The sequence below is a fragment of the Pedobacter sp. MC2016-05 genome (assembly GCF_026239735.1).
GTDB lineage: Bacteria > Bacteroidota > Bacteroidia > Sphingobacteriales > Sphingobacteriaceae > Pedobacter.
Map to the genome: position 1 here is coordinate 132,346 of NZ_JAPIVT010000001.1, position 17,221 is coordinate 149,566.

Consider the following 17,221-nt stretch of genomic DNA (forward strand, 5'->3'; position numbering starts at 1 on the left):
AAAAAGATTTAAAGCTAAGTAAACTTTATAATGCTAATAAATTTCAAAACTGGAAAGGCTAATCACACAATAACAAGCTGTCAATTTGTTAGTATCTTCCTTTTAGCATTCAGTACCCCTAAGTATTTATAAATGATAACGGCGCAAACACCTGTGTTTCCGCCGTTGTATATTAGCAATTATAAGCTTGTTTCCTAAAGTATCTAAATAAAAATGCCCCCATCGGCTTTTAACCTATTGGGGGCATATCATCTTAAATAAAGATTGGTCTTTACTTATTAAGTGATTTATAACGAGCTATTATCTATCAGATTTATATCTGATAACAAGAGAAACCGCCCTAGGTGCAGTAGTTTGATTCCAATCGAAATTTAAGGTAAATGTTTTAGTCGCTGGGTCGTACTTATTAACTTTGCCAGAAACATTTTTCAAAGTCAAATTTGTAAGGGATTTCATTGTAACAAGATTTGTTGCTGGATCTATAACAGCTTGAAGACGATCAATTCCTGCAAGAGCCGCACCAGTCGCCCAAGTTAATGTTGCAATCTGAACTGTATTTGCATCAATTGCAGATAAGGTTAAATTTGGTTTACCTTCAAGACTACCATTTAAAGCATCGCCCACTGTTGGTACATTAGGAGCAGAATATCTTTGAACAGAACTGCCAGCTCCTATAGTATAGATACCATCATATGCGCCAGTTGTCCCCACGTTGATCATACCATATTTTTGATCACTTACTAGATCATCTTTTAAACAAGATGAAAGTCCCATTGTTAAGACTACAAGGGAAAGTATAATTGAGTGTTTTTTCATTTTTGCTTTCTTATTATTTATCCCAGAATATCTTTGAAGTTTGAGCGTTGATAACACCTTGTGCGGCAACGTTTGCAGCGTTTGTATTATACTCCGATTGAGGATACAACAAACGAGTTGGTATAACATTTCCACCTCTACTTGGAGACAACGATAAAGGAAGATCACTAGGTACGCCAAGTCTTCTATAATCAACATAAGCCTCAAAATTATTTATCCCGATCAAAGCCATATATTTCTGCATATCTATAAGACGTACTTTATCAGTAGCCAGAGACCATGAAACTAATGGATTGGCATTCTGATCTAGGTAAGTTGTCGCTGTAGCAACTGCATTAGTAACACCAAGCCAAACGAACGATTCTTGAACGGCAGCTCTATAAGCAGTTTCAGGAGTTCCTGGAATCCATCCTCTTTGGATAGCCTCTGCCTGTAAGAAAAGGCTTTCTACAGATGTAAACAACCATTGATCTTGAGTTGCGCTTTTGGCTAAACCTGGACCGGCAACATCAGAAGAATTGATCGCTTTTGGATCGCTATTCGGTATCGTCTCACCATAATTATAACCATAATAAATATTACCATTTAAAGGTGTAGCTGCTCTGCTAAATACATATTGATAACGAATATCAGCGTTATTTCTAAATTTACCTAAGATGTAATTGTTAGCACGGTTATAATCGTCAACTACAGCACCAAGCTCAGTTAATTTATAAGCCCCCCAAAACGGGTTTTGTTGATCCCTAATAATAGCATAACCAGGATTTACGCTTGCAGTACCTCCGCTTGCAATAAAACCACTACCATCAGCATTAATTTTAGCAATTTCAGCACTTACTGCGGCTGCACTTAAGTACTCAGATTGGTGGATTAATAATTTCAGTCTTTGAGTATTAACCAACTTTCTCCATTTAGTTAAATCCCCTTTAAATAGAACGTCTGCTGCTCTCATTTCTGCAGTAACATTTGCAGATGCGAATGTTTTAGCTGCCTCATCCAATTTAACTAAAAGGTCTGCATAAATATCTTCACCCTTATCATAAGCAGGAAGAATGTTATTCTGGAAATCGAAGGCTTTAGAATATGGTACATTTCCAAACTGATCCACCAAATACATAAAGCCGATCGACTTAATCACTTTAGAAGCTCCCACATAAAAAGTCTCCCCTGAAGCTAAACCTTTTTTCTCCATCAGGCTGGCATCAAATAAAATGTCATACCATCCAGTGTTCGTGGCCGTCCATTGACCAGCACCGAATGTAGTGGTGATTGCATAAGATTCTTGCTCCACACTTGGGCCATAAGTACCCGAACGAGTCCAATAGCCCATCCACATTGCAGCGTAATTATAGGATGTTGCCATCTTTGCTGCAGTACGGGTAAGCGCTGAAGGAAGCAACAATTGTGCTGTAATTGAACCTTCAGTTGGTGAATTGGGATTTTGATTGATATCAAAGAAACTTTTTTTACAACCTGTCATCACTAGGAATAACAGCGTAAAGGCGTATATAATCTTTTTCATTTTCTTATCTCTTTATTTCCTTGTATTAAAAAGTTATAGTGATGTTACCACCAAAAGTACGTGTTGGAGGGTTAATACTTGAATCACTAATACCATTACGATTACTTGTAGCTGTACCAGAACTTCCAGCACCAAATGAAGTATTTGTATCTGTGTACGTAAAATCTGGGTCAGTGTAGATATTTGTTTTAGGTAGCCACAATGCTAAGTTTCTTCCAGTTAAAGCTACTGACAATCCTTTGATAACATTTTGGTTACCTAAGATTTTCACTGGAATATCATAACCAATAGATACCTCTCTAAGTCTCCATGATGCTGCACTTGTTAAAAAGTTAGTACCTACGTTTCTGTAAACACCAGTATAGAAGTTTTCGTTGCTATTGATGGCAACATTGGTGTTAGGGGAATAACTTCCGTCCGTATTTCTAATAGATGAATTAGGGAAAACAAAAGGCGAGCGATTATTGCTAGCAGTTTCATAACCTACACCAGTCCAAGCCATAGCCTGACCAATATCATGGTAAGCATAATGACCTGTTTTGTATTCAAATAAAGCAGATACATTCAATCCTTTCCAACTTACTGAAGGATTCAAACCTAAAATCCATTTTGGCATTGTTTGACCAAAGATTTTTGTTGTTGGATCTTGTGTTGGTAAGCCTGTAGTAGGACTTACAACTACTCTTCCATCAGGGTCTCTAACATAATCAGTAGCTTTAATAACGAAAGCTGGATATCCATTGACAGCATAGTTAGCAGAATTGGTATAACCACCAATTAACACTTCTGGTAAACCAGCATAAATCTGAGTAATGTTAGTTGTATTATAGGTTGCATTTGCTCTCAAATTTACTCTAACTTCTCCTAAATCAACAAGAGGAGTTAATTTCAAATCTAATTCAAATCCCTTATTATCAAATGCTGCCGCATTTACGAATGCGCTAGTGTAACCTGATGAAGCTGACACGTTAATCGGAATAATCTGATCAGTCATTTTCTGGTTGAAGTATGTTCCTTCTAAACTAAGTCTTCCATTTAAGAAACCTGCCTCTAAACCAGCTTCAAAACTTTCAATGAATTCAGGTTTTAAATTAGCGTCATAAGTTGTATTGTTGGCAGTGTAACCTGGAAGTGTTCCGATAGGAAATCCTGTTGGTTGTGAAAAAGTAGCAGCTAATAAATATGGTGAAATATCAGCATTACCTGTTTTGTTCCAAGCACCTCTCAATTTCAAATACGAAAGTACTTTGTTATTTTTTAATGCTTCGATAGCATCACTTAACACTACAGCACCACTTACACCAGGATAGAAGAATGAATTATTCTGAAGACCTAAAACTGATGTCTGATCATTACGTCCTGTAACCTCGATGTTAGCCCATCCTTTGTAGTTTAAACCAGCACTACCATAAATACCTAATAATCTTGATTTTTGATAAGGAGAAGAACCTGTTAGTTGGCCAACACGGTTTCCAACGTTAAATAATTCAGGAACCACTAAACTGGTTGCTCCTAATCTATTATCTCTCGCTTCATCTTGACGTAAGTAGGTACCAACAATAGCCGTTAATTTAAAGTCGCTACCTAGTTGCTTGTTAACTGCGGCGAAAGCCTCTGAAGACAATCGCGTATTTTTAAACGCTCTTTCTTCAATAGCACCTGGAATCAATTTAAATGATCTTGATAAACCAAATGCATCAGGAATTTCACCTTTTGAGCTTCTTCTCTCGTTAATTGATTGTGTTGTGATTGCAGCACGATAAGTTAAATTTAACCAGTCTGTAGCTTTGAAGTTTAATTCTAAATTACTGATCAAATCTTCTCTCTTACCTTCTTTGCGCCAGTTATCAAGTGCAAAATAAGGGTTTAAGCCATAATCTGTAAAATAGTTGTTGTAGGTAGCAAATTTGTTGCCATTAAAATCTTTATATGATGTTAGTGGTACATAAGCAGGTGTATTAAAAATTAAATTCATTAACCCACCATTTAAACCTACGTTGTTTGCCGCATTGTAACTCGACATTGCTGCATCGTCAAAAACATTATAGTTTTGTTGACTATAATTTGTATTGAAACCAACTTTAAATTTGCCGTATTCTTTAGCAACATTTAGTCTAATTCCAGTTCTTCTGTTTTTGTCATCAGGCACTATACCTTTAATATTTGCATCCTGAAAACTTAAGTAAAAATCTTTTGCTGCGAATGAAACGTCATTTTGCATCGTTACACCAGTGTTAAAAAATTCTTTACGTTCATTATTTGGGCTATATTCGGTTGTCTGTATAGTCCCGTCAGGTAACTCATGACCTAGTTCTACAGTTGAACCATCAAATGCTGGTCCCCATGACCAGTTTTCGTATGGAATGTACTCTCCACTTCCACCAAGACCAAATTTCTCTTGAAATTTAGGAAAAAATGAAATGTTTGTAAATTGAGTGGAGTTACTCAACGTAATCACTGGCTTATCGTCTCTCGATCCTTTTTTAGTAGTTACTACGATAACACCATTTCTTGCATCAGGACCGTAAAGTGCAGCACCTGCAGAGCCTTTAAGCACGTTAACCGACTCGATATCATTAGGGTTAATAGAAGAAAGATAATTAATATCTGACTGAACACCGTCTAATAACAAAAGTGGATTATTATTTCCCGTCAAAGAGCGAATACCACGAAGGTTAATCTTTACGTTCTCAAATACACCACTGTTAGTGGTAGTAATGTTCATACCAGAAACTTTCCCTTGTAAACCATTAACAGCGTTTACAGCTTTTGCTTGTGTAATCTCTTTACTTGTAACTGTTGTAGCTGCATATCCAAGGTCTTTCTTTTGTCTAGAAATACCTAATGCTGTTACAACAACCTCAGTTAGGGCCTTAGAATCAGATTGCAAGACTACATTTAAGCTTGTTGAGGTACCAACACTTTTACTTTGTGCTGTGTAACCGATGTAAGAAAATTCAAGTGTAGATCCTGACGCAACTCTTACGGAATATTTACCATTTGCATCTGTAACTGTACCAGTTGTGGTACCTTTTACTCTTACACTTACTCCCGGAATAGGTAATTTGTCGTCCGCAGAAGTAACTGTACCAGTAATTGTTCTTTCTTGTGCCATTGCGCCGAACGCAACGAACATAAGAATGAACAAACTTTGTAGAAGTTTTTTCATAATTTGAAAATAGGTTAGTTAATGATTAATAATAATGTGCTAAAATATAGTTAGTTGGCTACACCACCAAATTTATTTTAACAATTTTTAACATTCCGCTTAAAATATGACAAAACCACCTTTTAAATGTTAATAAATCCAACAAAAAGCTATATCAGATTAACATAGCGCTCACATAATGTTGGTTTTGTGTAGCATTAATAACTACAAAATAGAATATTCCCGAAAAGTGTCTTGCCACCTTCCCAAAAGTTTCTAAAAAGAGGATCATTTGCCAGATAAACTACCTGGCCTTTACCAAAATCCTGAACACCAATTAATAATCCAGATTTCAGCTCTTCTCTTACTTTTTTACCGACTACACCAGCCATTAAACTTTTATCATTTACCTGACCAACGTTCCAACCCTTCGTAAAAGGTTCATAAATTTTGCGATCCGTTTTTAAAGTATAGTAAAATTTACCCAAACCGTAGGAGAAGGGGTGAGATGCATCTAAATTTACTTTATAGATTGCTCCTGGAATGGCAAATTCGAAATCATCTTTATCTTTATTTTTAAACAGAAGTTTGCTTGGTTCCGGTTTTTCATCCTTTTTAACTACTGCTTCCTTCTTTTTAATATCAAAACCTTTTTTCTCCAGAACGCTCTCTATTGCATCCTCCATTAAAATCAATTTTCCTCCTTTATTTAACCAGGCGGTTAAGCCGTCACCTATAAAAGAACCATAACTTCCATCAGGAAGAATTAAGGTATTGACCTTATTGATATCCAAATTATTGATATCTTTTGCATTAATAATACTTGGTGATAGATTTAAATCGTGCTCCAAATAAAACCATGTCTCGCCAAAAGCTAGAGAAGAAACCTCATTTCCCGATGCGATTGCAATTTTAGGCTGTTTTAAAATAGGATAAACATTCGAACCAAAGTCTTTCCCCTTTTCTACAAAACCACTGGTTATGCCTCGTACAGGTTTATCAAATTTCTTCGCCACCGCTACAACCTTATCTTTTAACCCCTTAACTACCTTTTCGTTTTCAGTTCTTAAAACAATTAATGTTCCGGCAGGGTAATCTCTGCCAGCGACAGTAAAGGCTTGATCTGACTGCCTCACTTTTATATTTTCTTTCTGTAAACTAATTAAAACACCAGCATCTTCAGCTGATCCCCAGGAAAATAACCAAGCCAGGGGTCTGTCAATGTCGTTAGAAGTTGGGTCGGCAACAGATAGATCAGCGTATTTCCCTTTAAAACTTTCTTTACTGGCATAAGCTTTCAAACCATATACATAAGGCAGCGCCCAAGCTGTTATATCATAGGTGTTTGAGTCGGTAACAAAAGTTTGGGGCTCCAGCAAAACATTGGCCAATACCGCTCGGGGTTGTTGAATATTTACAATCAAATCATTTCGCTCAGTCGAGAAATTCTCCTCTTTTTGTGTATCGTAGTCATACCCTCTACCCGTTTTCTCAGCGCCATAAGCAAACTGAATTTTATTTTTGCTCAGCAGTTCCGCCAGTTTTTTCAATCTGGAAATATTACTTGCCTTAATGATATAGGTTTTGTAAGCTCCCGGAGCTGCTATCAATTCTTGCCGGAAGTATTTTTTATATTCCTCCATTAACTTAGTCTGATTTTGCGAAGATACTTCGACCGTTGACATGCCGGTAGCGAAATGATGGGCAATTCTGTCTTTCAACGTAAGTGTATCACCATCGTTTGTAACCACAGATAAACCTGCCCTGATTCCTCCTTGCTCATAAGTCATACCGATTGAGCCGTTATACAAGGGGTAAGTATCGCCATAAGAGGGGTAGAGTAAGTCGAACCGTTCTTTGGTAAAATACTGCCAACCTGCAGCATCGAAATACTTAGCATTATTTTTCCCTACAACCACTTGAAAGCTTCTTTGCCAAGGGGTAATATCCTGATGAACGGGTTCGGCCGCTGGCGCAAAATAATAGGGCTCATTATAGCTTTGTTCATGAAAATCCACATGAACCTGAGGCATCCAATCATTATAAAGCGCTAAACGCTGTTTACTTTCCAATTGGGTTTGCCAAGCCCAATCTCGGTTTAAATCAAAGTAATAATGATTTGGCCTTCCACCTGGCCATGGTTCAATGTGCTCCCGGGAAGCGGGATCAGAATTTGGTGTTTTGCCCACCACACTATTAAAGTAATTTACATAACGGTCTCTTCCATCAGGATTTAAACACGGATCTATAACTACTACTGTATTTTTTAACCAATTATTGGCCTCCACGTTTTTGCCCGAAGAAAGCGTATAAAGCAGTTTCATGGCAGTTTCAGTAGAATTTGCTTCGTTTCCGTGCACATTGTAGCTCAACCAAACGATGGCAGGTTGGGCTTTTATATCAACTGTATTATCTGCGCCAGTAGATAGCTTTAAGTTATTTGTTCTAATTTGTTCTAATCGGGCAATGTTTTCAGTCGCCGATATTACGGCAACCAATAGCGGTCTACCTTCATTTGTTTTTCCGTATTCAATTAATTTAACGTTTTTTGGAGAAGCAACAGCAATTTGTTTAAAGTAATCGGCTACTTTATAATGTGGCGTAAAATGTGCACCAAGTTCATAACCTAAAAACTCATCAGGCGATTTAATTTGGGCATTTAAAACCAAAACAGAACCTATAAAAATCAGACAGAACGTTATGCTTTTTTTCATAAAACAATTAAATTTTATCTAATGTACTAATTTTGCTTTTTGTTAATGCTAAACCTTAATTTTACAGCATAATTATTACCGATAAAGATGATTACCACAGCCGAGTTATACCAGCACTTCCTTAACAATCCCCTTATCTCAACTGATACCAGAAATATTTCTGAGGGCTGTATCTTTTTTGCCTTGAAAGGCGATAATTTTAACGCGAATGGTTTTGCAGCACAAGCTATTGAGAAAGGTGCATCTTTTGCTGTGGTAGATGAGCAAGAGTATGCTATAAATAAAAAATGTTTATTGGTTGATGATGTTCTTCTCACCTTGCAGGATTTAGCTCGGCACCACCGCAAACAATTAAATATCCCAGTGATTGGTTTAACAGGGAGCAACGGAAAAACAACGAGTAAAGAATTGGTTAATGCTGTTTTAGCAGAGCGATATAAAACTTTTGCAACATCTGGCAATCTAAATAACCACATTGGCGTTCCACTTTCCATCTTAGCCATTGCTAACGAAGTTGAAATTGCGGTGATAGAAATGGGTGCAAACCATCAGAAAGAAATAGAGTTGCTTTGTACTATTGCCCTACCTACTCACGGCATTATTACTAACGTAGGCATGGCGCATTTAGATGGGTTTGGCGGTTTTGAAGGCGTAAAGAAAGGCAAAGCAGAACTTTATGCTTATCTTAAAGAAACCAATGGCTATACTTTTATTAATAGAGATAATGCTTATTTATTGGAAATGAGTGCTCAAGCCGGGCTAAGTAAACTTATTTATTACGGCACAGAAAATGGCAATACCATAAAAGGAATGTTAAAAAGCAGTGATCCATTTATTGAGGTTGAATGGACAAATCACGAGGTTTCAACGGCAGTAAAAACCAATTTGACAGGCAGTTATAATTTTGAAAATGTTCTGGCTGCAATTTGCATTGGCGATTTTTTTGACATGAGTCCAGAAGATATTAATAGTGGGCTTGCTAACTATCAACCAAAAAATAATCGCTCTCAGTTAACAAAAACTGATAGCAATACCGTTATTTGTGATTTTTACAATGCTAATCCAAGCAGTATGATGGCGGCTTTACATAACATTTCTGTATTATCTGCCGATAAAAAAACTGCCATTTTAGGTGATATGTTTGAGCTTGGGCCAGAATCGGCTATGCAACACGAATTAGTCGCGAAACAAGCTATTCAAAGCGGTTTGAACAAGATTATTTTTATAGGAAGCCATTTTTATGCTTTTAAAGATAGCTTTGAGGGTATATTTTTTGAAACGCCTGCCTTAGCAGCAACGTATTTAGGAGAAAACAAAATAGAAACTAATCTGATTTTACTCAAAGGATCACGGGGAATGAAGCTCGAAAGTTTATTGGAATATTTGTAAGCATCTGAACGAAAAGTAATTACTGCAAAATACGCAGAGAAAACAAAGTGGGGTAAAAAACGAATGTAGAATTTACAACGGAATTCAAAGATATGTTTGGGATGTTGCGAAAAAAAAGCGCCACACATTTCTGTACAATGCTTATGGTTTACTTTTCATATTCAAAAATCAGGCAGCAAGCACTGGATGCTATTCAACCTCCTCCACTAAAATACCAACGTCACTAACTTCGACTAAAGGATTATCACGCATATTTTGCTCAATTTCGATCTCAAATTTTCCTTTTCTCGGGAAACGATGATTTTCTAATAACGGCAAGGTATAACTGAATAAATTTCCTGACCCACTACCTAACCATTCTCCATCTTTTTTAGCCAATTGAAATTCGAACCGTTGATTGACCATCGCTTTTCCATCTTTAAAATGAGCCAGAATAAAAATATTTGAATATTTGTATTCAGCGGTGTGCCTTAACTTAAAATAAACATGGTAAGCTTTTGTATTATCTTTTATTTCAAATGCAGTTTTAATATGATTGCGATAAGACCATTTTCGGTCGGGAATTTCCACATTGCTATCAATAACACTCGAGGTACATCCTGTAAAAAACGATGCAACCAACAGAAAGCTCCATAAAAACGCTGGTTTATTCAGAAGCTGGTTTATTCTCGGAGCCATTTGTATTGTTTCGGCGGTTATTATTTTTTCTACGGTTATTTCTGTTCTTGTTTTTACTTTGCTCAGGCTTCGCACCTTCAATATTTTGAGTTCCTTCTGCCTTAACTATGGGTTTCTGCTGCTGAGGTTTCGGTCCGGCATTTTGCGGTTTTGGTCCGTTAACATGAGCAGGTTTTGGCACCGCTTGCGGTTGGTTTCTTTGATTGATATGCTGAGGTTTTGCACCAGCATTTTGAGGCTTAGCACCTTGTTGAGGCTTCTGAGCATTCTGCTGCGACCTGTTACCAGGCTCACTACTTTTTTCGCCAACCGAAACACGCTCTCTTCTGTTATCGTTTTTATTATTGCGATTTTTAGAATTCCTGTTTTGATTATTTTTCCCTCTCGAACGTTCATCCAAACGGGTTAAACTATCCTGGCCCACCACGTTTTCGTAATCGAATGATTTTTCAACCACTACCGGAGCAGCAATCTGAACAGCTTCTTCTTTAAGGTTTGGCGCTTTTTTACCAGCCTTGTTCATCACCATGATTTCCTTAACCCGAGCGGCCTTAACCGGAATCCAGTTTTCATCACCCTGATAACTAAACCACATTATTTTCTTAAAAATATCGGTTTTCTGGTGACGGGCATAACCCGCTTCAGTATCTAAATTCTCAATGCGGTCAGGAATATCCTTCAGCGCATCTAAATAGGTATCCAGCTCATAATTTAAACAACATTTCAACTTTCCGCACTGACCGGCAAGCTTCAACGTATTTAAAGAAAGGTTTTGATAACGGGCAGCAGCAGTAGAAACCGTTTTAAAATTGGTTAACCAGGTAGAGCAGCACAATTCGCGTCCACATGAACCAATTCCACCTAAACGACCAGCTTCCTGGCGCATTCCTATTTGGCGCATTTCAATACGGATCCGGAAACTTTCAGCCATTTTTTTAATCAGCTCGCGAAAATCGACACGACCATCAGCCGTGTAAAAGAAAGTTGCCTTTGTTTTATCAGCCTGGTAATCCACATCGCTAATCTTCATTTGCAAACGAAGATCCAAAGCCAGTTTACGGGCTTTGTGCATGGTTTCCCATTCCATCTCTTTGGCGGCGTTCCATTTTTCTACATCCGCTTCGGTAGCTTTGCGATAGATTTTTTTGACTACCTGATCTAAAGAAGTTTTGCGTCGTTTCATTTGTACGCGAACCAATTCGCCTGTTAATGATACATGGCCAACATCAAAACCTCCGGTTGGTCCTTCAACAGCAACCAGTTCGCCAATTTCCAAATAAATATTATCCGTATTAAGGAAAAATTCTTTTCTTGAACCTTTGAATTTTATTTCTGTAACCTGAAAAGGTTTATAACTTGAGGGCATATCCAGGTTGGATAGCCAATCGTGAACTTCCATTGTTTGGCATCCACCGGTGCCACATGAGCCATTACTTTTGCATCCATTAGGGGTGCAACCACCACCTGTTGAACAACTTCCACATCCCATAATCTAATTGTATATATATTGAGTCCCCTGAGGGAGCGTTTTAAACTTTATAATTTTTACCAACTGTAAAGATACATCTAAAAACAGAATTTTAGGATTTGCATTTCTTTCGATATGGTAATGTGCTTTCTCCAACTCAGCAATTATTGCTTCGGCCATTGGTAAAGTAAGTACATGTGCGCTGAGCTTTTTTGCGGTTTCAAGCGTTAACGGAGGCAGTTTAACCAGGTCTTCTGCTCCACTTAAAATTAAGCAACATTCGCGTAAATAATTTACACCGTACTTTAAAAAATTCTTTTGATTTTCCCTTCCCCACTTTGCCGCCTCATCGGTAAAATCTATCAATTCGGGCACTTTGTTGCTAAAACCATTTCTAAGCCAACTGGTAAAGGTACCAGAGCTGTCACTTTGCGTATCGGCGGCAAGTGCCTTAGCCTCTATCAAATTTCCATCCGCCAGAAATGCGTAATCTATCGCCTGATGCTCGGTTAAGCTGCCTGAATTCAGCAAATAATCCGTAACCTCTGTTCCGGTAAGTTTTGGTATTTTAACAATTTGCGTTCTCGACAATATAGTAGTTAAAATTTGATCCTGACTTTGTGCAATCAAAATAAACAGTGTATTTGCAGGTGGTTCTTCAATGAGTTTTAACAATGCATTTCCAGCTTTATCCAAATACTCAGGCAGCCACATAATCAAAACCTTCGTTTCAGCTTCAAAAGCTTTATAGCTTAATTTTTTTATAATATCGTGGCATTCGGCTATCGGAATATTTGCTTGTTTGTTGGCTGCATCGAGTTTCGATCGCCAGATATCCATATCAAAATACGGATCATGCATCACCATACTGCGCCATTCTTCCAGCACATCTACGGCAGTTTTTGTACTGGCAGATGCAAAAAATGGATAAGAAAAATGTAAGTCGGGATGAATGAGCCGCTCATACTTTCTACAGCTTGAACATTCTCCGCAGCTATCATTTTCCATTTTATTTTGACAGTTAATGTATTGCGCATAAGCAATTGCCAATGCCACCGCACCAGAACCAACCGGCGATAAAAAAAGCTGGGCATGGCTCACCCGGTTTTCCTTAACCGTTTGCACCAATTGTTGCTTTATTTTCTCTTGTCCGATGATTTCTTTAAACTGCATTTGGTGCAAAATAAGAAATAGATATGAGAATTGAAGCTTTGTTATTCTGATCTTCTTTCCGGAACTGTATTTTTTAAATTAAAACGACATTTTAATAATTAGAAAATCAAGCTCCGGTAATGCTTTTGATCCGTTCGGTCCCTCTTTGGGCTTTCTCCCAATTGGACCAATTTCGGGATGACGCTGCATTAGGCTCTGGAAAGCAAGTGAAGTCGCTTTTCCTTCCAAAAACCCATTTACCAAAAAACCTTACCTTTGGGGCTTTTAATTTTCGCAATGGTCAAAGCATTGCGCCACAGGCAAAACACTATATGGCAAGAATTCTCGCTTTTGATTATGGAACTAAACGTATCGGCATTGCCGTAACCGATCCCTTGCAGATTATTGCGACTGGCTTGGATACTATCCATCCCAAAGACATTATCGACTATATCAAAAGGTATATGTTAGCGGAGCAAGTCGAGGCATTTGTTTTAGGCGATCCAAAGCAAATGGATGGATCAGATTCTGAATCAAAACCACATGTTAAAGGTTTTTCCACGCTACTTAAAAAATCTTTCCCAACAGTACCCCAGCATTGGGTTGATGAGCGTTTTACCTCCAAAATGGCACAGCAGGCCATTATGCAAAGTGGCTTAAAAAAGATGGATCGGAGGGATAAGGATCGGGTGGATACCATCGCCGCCACCATTATTTTACAATATTTTATGGAAACAAACCGTTTATAACCGAATACATGAGCTTAATAAACGACGATTTACAACAACTACTTGTTAATTATTGCGAACCCGAAAGTGAGTTGCTTCAACATATCGATCGCGAAACCAACCTTAAAGTTTTAATGCCAAGAATGCTTTCTGGCCACTACCAAGGCCGGGTTTTGAGTATATTGAGCAAAATGGTATCGCCAAAAAGAATTTTAGAAATAGGGACTTTTACGGGTTATGCTACCCTTTGCCTAGCAGAAGGACTAATGCCCGATGGGGTGATTTACACCCTGGATATTAATGCCGAACTGGAAGATATGGTCAGAAACAATTTTGCCAAATCGCCGCTAAATGACAAGATCAAATATATAATAGGAGATGCGACTGAAACTGTAAATCAATTGGATGAAGTTTTTGACATCGTTTTTATTGATGCGGATAAGAAAAACAATGGCATCTATTACGATTTGATTTTCGATCGCGTTCGCCCCGGCGGAATTATCATTGTTGATAATGTGCTATGGAGTGGAAAAGTACTGCAAGAGAAGCAAGATAAAGACACCCGGAATATTACTATTTTTAATGATAAAATTACTGAAGATGAACGGGTTGAAAAACTAATACTACCTGTTAGAGACGGATTATTTGTGATTCGGAAAAAATAAAAATTCGTCATTACCAGGCGCAAAGCAATCTCATTCGACAGATTGCTTCGCGGTCTGGCAACGACGACCAAATGAAAAAAAATGAAACCATCATGATTTTTCAAACCAAACCAAAATGAATAAAATCATGGTAGCTTCATCAATATGAAAACAAATTATACACTGATGAAAAATATATTTACTTTTTGCCTTATACTTTTAAGTGTAATTACCGCCAAAGCACAAGACACGGAAGATTATATTGCCGAACATGTGGAAGTTGCGCAAGAGTTAATGCGTGATCATCAAATTCCGGCGAGCATTATTTTAGCGGTTGCCATTCATGAATCTGCTGCTGGAAACAGCCGGATTGCTCAGCATCTAAATAACCATTTTGGCGTTAAAGGGCCAAACAATAATGCTGATATCCGTTCTGCTTACCGCGATTATGAAAGCGACGAAGAATCTTATAATCACTTTGTAGAATTGATGGAAACCCGAGCGCCTTTCAATGGTCTATTTGGCAAATACGATCGATACGATTATAAAGGGTGGGCTAGAGGAATACAGAGATCTGGCTATGCCCGAAGCCGAACCTGGGCTAGCCAGGTTATTGCCATGGTAGATAAATACGATCTTTATCAATACGATGAACGCCCTGAAGATTATATAGCGCCTGTTTATAAATCGCCTGTTTACCATCGCAAGAAAAGATCTACATCAAGATTTTATACTGTAAAAGCCGGCGACAACCTCGGTGTCATTGCAAGAAAGAAAGGCACAACAGTAAAAACACTGATGAAAAAGAATCGACTTAAATCCGCCAGACTAAAACCAGGACAACGAATTAAGTTTTAAGTTTCAAAAAAGCTATCTCTTAAACATAATTTTACTTAAACAATTATCAACAATAATTATATAATGCATTCATCCTTTCGCTTATCATTTCTATTTCTCCTCATCGTTTTGGCCAGTTCTTGCAGTTCACGGAAGTTTTCGAAAAACAACAAGCAAATTGAAAAAGCGGCTAACAAAGCCAATAACAATAGTTATAAAAGCTACAACACTTTAAGCTATATCGATGAGTTTAAAGCAGTCGCCATTGAGGAAATGAATTCGGATGGTATTCCAGCGAGTATTACTTTGGCACAGGGTATTCTGGAATCAGGTAGCGGAAATAGCGATTTGGCTAAATATGCAAATAATCACTTCGGTATTAAATGTACCTCGGACTGGAAAGGAAAAAATTATTTTCGTGATGACGATCAAAAAAATGATTGTTTCAGAGTGTATAAAGATGCACGGGAATCTTTCAGAGATCACTCGGAATTCTTGAAGCGTAAGCGTTATAGTTTTTTATTCCAACTGGATAAAAACGATTACAAAAGCTGGGCTCAAGGCTTAAAAACTGCTGGTTACGCCACCAATCCAAAATATCCTGACCTGCTGATTAACATGATCGAAAAATATCAGCTTTATCAATACGATCAGTCGGAAAGCGAGAAACAGAAAATAGCTCGCGAAGATCGCGTTTTTGCAGAAATTAACCAAAATATACCGCAGGAAAAAAAGAAATTTACGCCCGTTGATACCCCGCCGCCAGGAGCAAAACCAATTATTGCCGATGGAACCTACACGGTTATAAAAGGCGATACCCTTTATAATATTGCCAAACGTTTCAATTTATCAGTTGATGAACTTAAAATGCTGAACGAAATGACTACAGATGGAATTAAACTTGGCCAGGTGCTCAAGGTTAAATAATGTTAATACTAAACATTGCCTGGCAGATATTTGTAGTTTTGTAAACACATGAAACTTTTTGTAACCATTGCTTTTCTTTTTTGCTTCACAATGGCGCTACATGCACAAAATAAACCTGTGCAGGGTATTGTTATTGATAAAGAAACCAAGCAACGATTAGCCAAAGTTTACATATATAATGTGCGAAGTAAAGATGGTTTGTATAACAACACAAAAGGTGAATTCAGCACTTATGCCATTTCTGGTGATACACTCGTTGCTGCACTTTCTGGATACGGTGTAGATACGATTATTTTCAAAGGCCAAACTGCAGTTTACTTTCAGCTGAAATCTCTGGGAATCAGACTCCGCGATGTGGTAATTGCACAAAAGAGATTAACCCCGCAGCAGCAATACGAAAAATCGATAAAAGAATTCCGCTATCAAACCATGAAGGGCAGCAGTAAAGACCTTTTGAATTTGGGCACCGGCGGAGTTGGTTTGGGCATTGATGCGATTTATAATTTATTGAGCAGACAAGGAAGAAATGCCCGCCATCTACAGAAGATATTGGAAAAAGACTATCGGGAAGATTTAATAGATTATCGTTTTAAAGCTTCTTTGGTTCAACAGGTTTTAGGTATAAAGGATACTGAATTGGAAGACTTTATGCAACAATATCGTCCAACTTATCAATTTGTACTTGATGCCGATGACTATGCTTTCAATGTATTTATCAAAAATGCTTATCGCAGCTACCGGCTTAACCCAAAGGCTTTGCAATTGCCTGCTCTGCCTAAACTGACAATCGAAAAGTTGTGAAAGCACCAATCCTGATAATTAAGCATTTACCCGTCGAAGGAATGGCAATTTTTCCCTTCATTTTGTTGAAGTCGAAGAAGCTTAAATCCGATATGGAAATCATCAATCATGAGAAAATTCATTTAAGGCAACAGCTGGAATTATTGATTTTACCTTTTTACCTGCTTTATTTAATCAATTACCTGTTTAATTTGATCATGTATAAAAAGCATGATTTGGCTTACCGAAAAATCATATTTGAACAGGAAGCCTACCGGCATGGGGCAGATCTAAGATATCTTAAAAACAATAACTGGTATGGCTGGATTAAATGGTAATAACGCGTCATTTTTAGTCGTTTCATAATTGTCTATCAGACATTCATTTTGTTAAAACCTTTTTATCTATAGAATTTTTG

14 protein-coding genes are annotated in these 17,221 nt (G+C 37.6%); 7 read left to right on the forward strand and 7 right to left on the reverse strand.

The genetic code is table 11. The annotated features are described in order from the left end of the window. Window positions 1-300: 300 nt before the first annotated feature. From OQZ33_RS00555 to OQZ33_RS00570, 4 genes are all read right to left on the reverse strand, one after another. Window positions 301-816: a hypothetical protein gene (locus OQZ33_RS00555; RefSeq protein ID WP_265797103.1), complete on the reverse strand. Its 516-nt coding sequence runs from the start codon at window positions 814-816 to the stop codon at window positions 301-303. 13 nt (window positions 817-829) lie between these two features. After that, window positions 830-2,338 (reverse strand): SusD/RagB family nutrient-binding outer membrane lipoprotein, encoded by a 1,509-nt coding sequence (locus OQZ33_RS00560; protein ID WP_265797104.1) that lies wholly within the window; start codon window positions 2,336-2,338, stop codon window positions 830-832. A gap of 25 nt (window positions 2,339-2,363) precedes the next feature. Further along, complete coding sequence (locus OQZ33_RS00565; protein WP_265797105.1) at window positions 2,364-5,507, reverse strand: SusC/RagA family TonB-linked outer membrane protein; 3,144 nt, start codon at window positions 5,505-5,507, stop codon at window positions 2,364-2,366. A 197-nt stretch (window positions 5,508-5,704) separates the two neighbouring features. After that, window positions 5,705-8,200, reverse strand: a complete 2,496-nt coding sequence (locus OQZ33_RS00570; protein WP_265797106.1) for a M14 family metallopeptidase — start codon at window positions 8,198-8,200, stop codon at window positions 5,705-5,707. A gap of 87 nt (window positions 8,201-8,287) precedes the next feature. Here OQZ33_RS00570 and OQZ33_RS00575 point away from each other — a divergent pair, with 87 nt between their 5' ends. Next, window positions 8,288-9,589: a UDP-N-acetylmuramoyl-tripeptide--D-alanyl-D-alanine ligase gene (locus OQZ33_RS00575; RefSeq protein ID WP_265797107.1), complete on the forward strand. Its 1,302-nt coding sequence runs from the start codon at window positions 8,288-8,290 to the stop codon at window positions 9,587-9,589. Between the two features lie 189 nt (window positions 9,590-9,778). Here the strand turns inward: OQZ33_RS00575 and OQZ33_RS00580 are convergent, their stop codons facing one another. The 3 genes from OQZ33_RS00580 to OQZ33_RS00590 are packed head-to-tail and all read right to left on the reverse strand — an operon-like array spanning window position 9,779 to window position 12,908. After that, window positions 9,779-10,267, reverse strand: coding sequence for a gliding motility lipoprotein GldH (locus tag OQZ33_RS00580; protein ID WP_265797108.1), 489 nt, complete (start codon window positions 10,265-10,267; stop codon window positions 9,779-9,781). Continuing rightward, window positions 10,236-11,756, reverse strand: a complete 1,521-nt coding sequence (gene ricT / locus OQZ33_RS00585) for a regulatory iron-sulfur-containing complex subunit RicT (protein ID WP_265797109.1) — start codon at window positions 11,754-11,756, stop codon at window positions 10,236-10,238. Before ricT ends, OQZ33_RS00580 begins: the two co-directional genes overlap by 32 nt. A gap of 3 nt (window positions 11,757-11,759) precedes the next feature. Continuing rightward, complete coding sequence (locus tag OQZ33_RS00590; RefSeq protein ID WP_265797110.1) at window positions 11,760-12,908, reverse strand: ATP-binding protein; 1,149 nt, start codon at window positions 12,906-12,908, stop codon at window positions 11,760-11,762. Between the two features lie 311 nt (window positions 12,909-13,219). Here OQZ33_RS00590 and ruvX point away from each other — a divergent pair, with 311 nt between their 5' ends. The 6 genes from ruvX (at window position 13,220) to OQZ33_RS00620 (ending at window position 17,141) form a co-directional block, all read left to right on the forward strand. Then, entirely contained in the window at window positions 13,220-13,636 is a 417-nt protein-coding gene (gene ruvX, locus OQZ33_RS00595) for a Holliday junction resolvase RuvX (RefSeq protein ID WP_265797111.1), read from the forward strand. Window positions 13,637-13,644: 8 nt separating this feature from the next. After that, a complete protein-coding gene (locus OQZ33_RS00600) occupies window positions 13,645-14,280 on the forward strand; it encodes an O-methyltransferase (protein WP_265797112.1) in 636 nt (211 codons plus the stop codon). A 165-nt stretch (window positions 14,281-14,445) separates the two neighbouring features. Then, entirely contained in the window at window positions 14,446-15,117 is a 672-nt protein-coding gene (locus OQZ33_RS00605) for a glucosaminidase domain-containing protein (protein WP_265797113.1), read from the forward strand. A gap of 63 nt (window positions 15,118-15,180) precedes the next feature. Beyond that, window positions 15,181-16,023, forward strand: a complete 843-nt coding sequence (locus OQZ33_RS00610; RefSeq protein ID WP_265797114.1) for a glucosaminidase domain-containing protein — start codon at window positions 15,181-15,183, stop codon at window positions 16,021-16,023. Between the two features lie 48 nt (window positions 16,024-16,071). After that, window positions 16,072-16,824 (forward strand): hypothetical protein, encoded by a 753-nt coding sequence (locus OQZ33_RS00615; protein WP_265797115.1) that lies wholly within the window; start codon window positions 16,072-16,074, stop codon window positions 16,822-16,824. A 41-nt stretch (window positions 16,825-16,865) separates the two neighbouring features. After that, entirely contained in the window at window positions 16,866-17,141 is a 276-nt protein-coding gene (locus tag OQZ33_RS00620) for a hypothetical protein (protein WP_265797116.1), read from the forward strand. The last annotated feature ends 80 nt before the right edge of the window (window positions 17,142-17,221 follow it).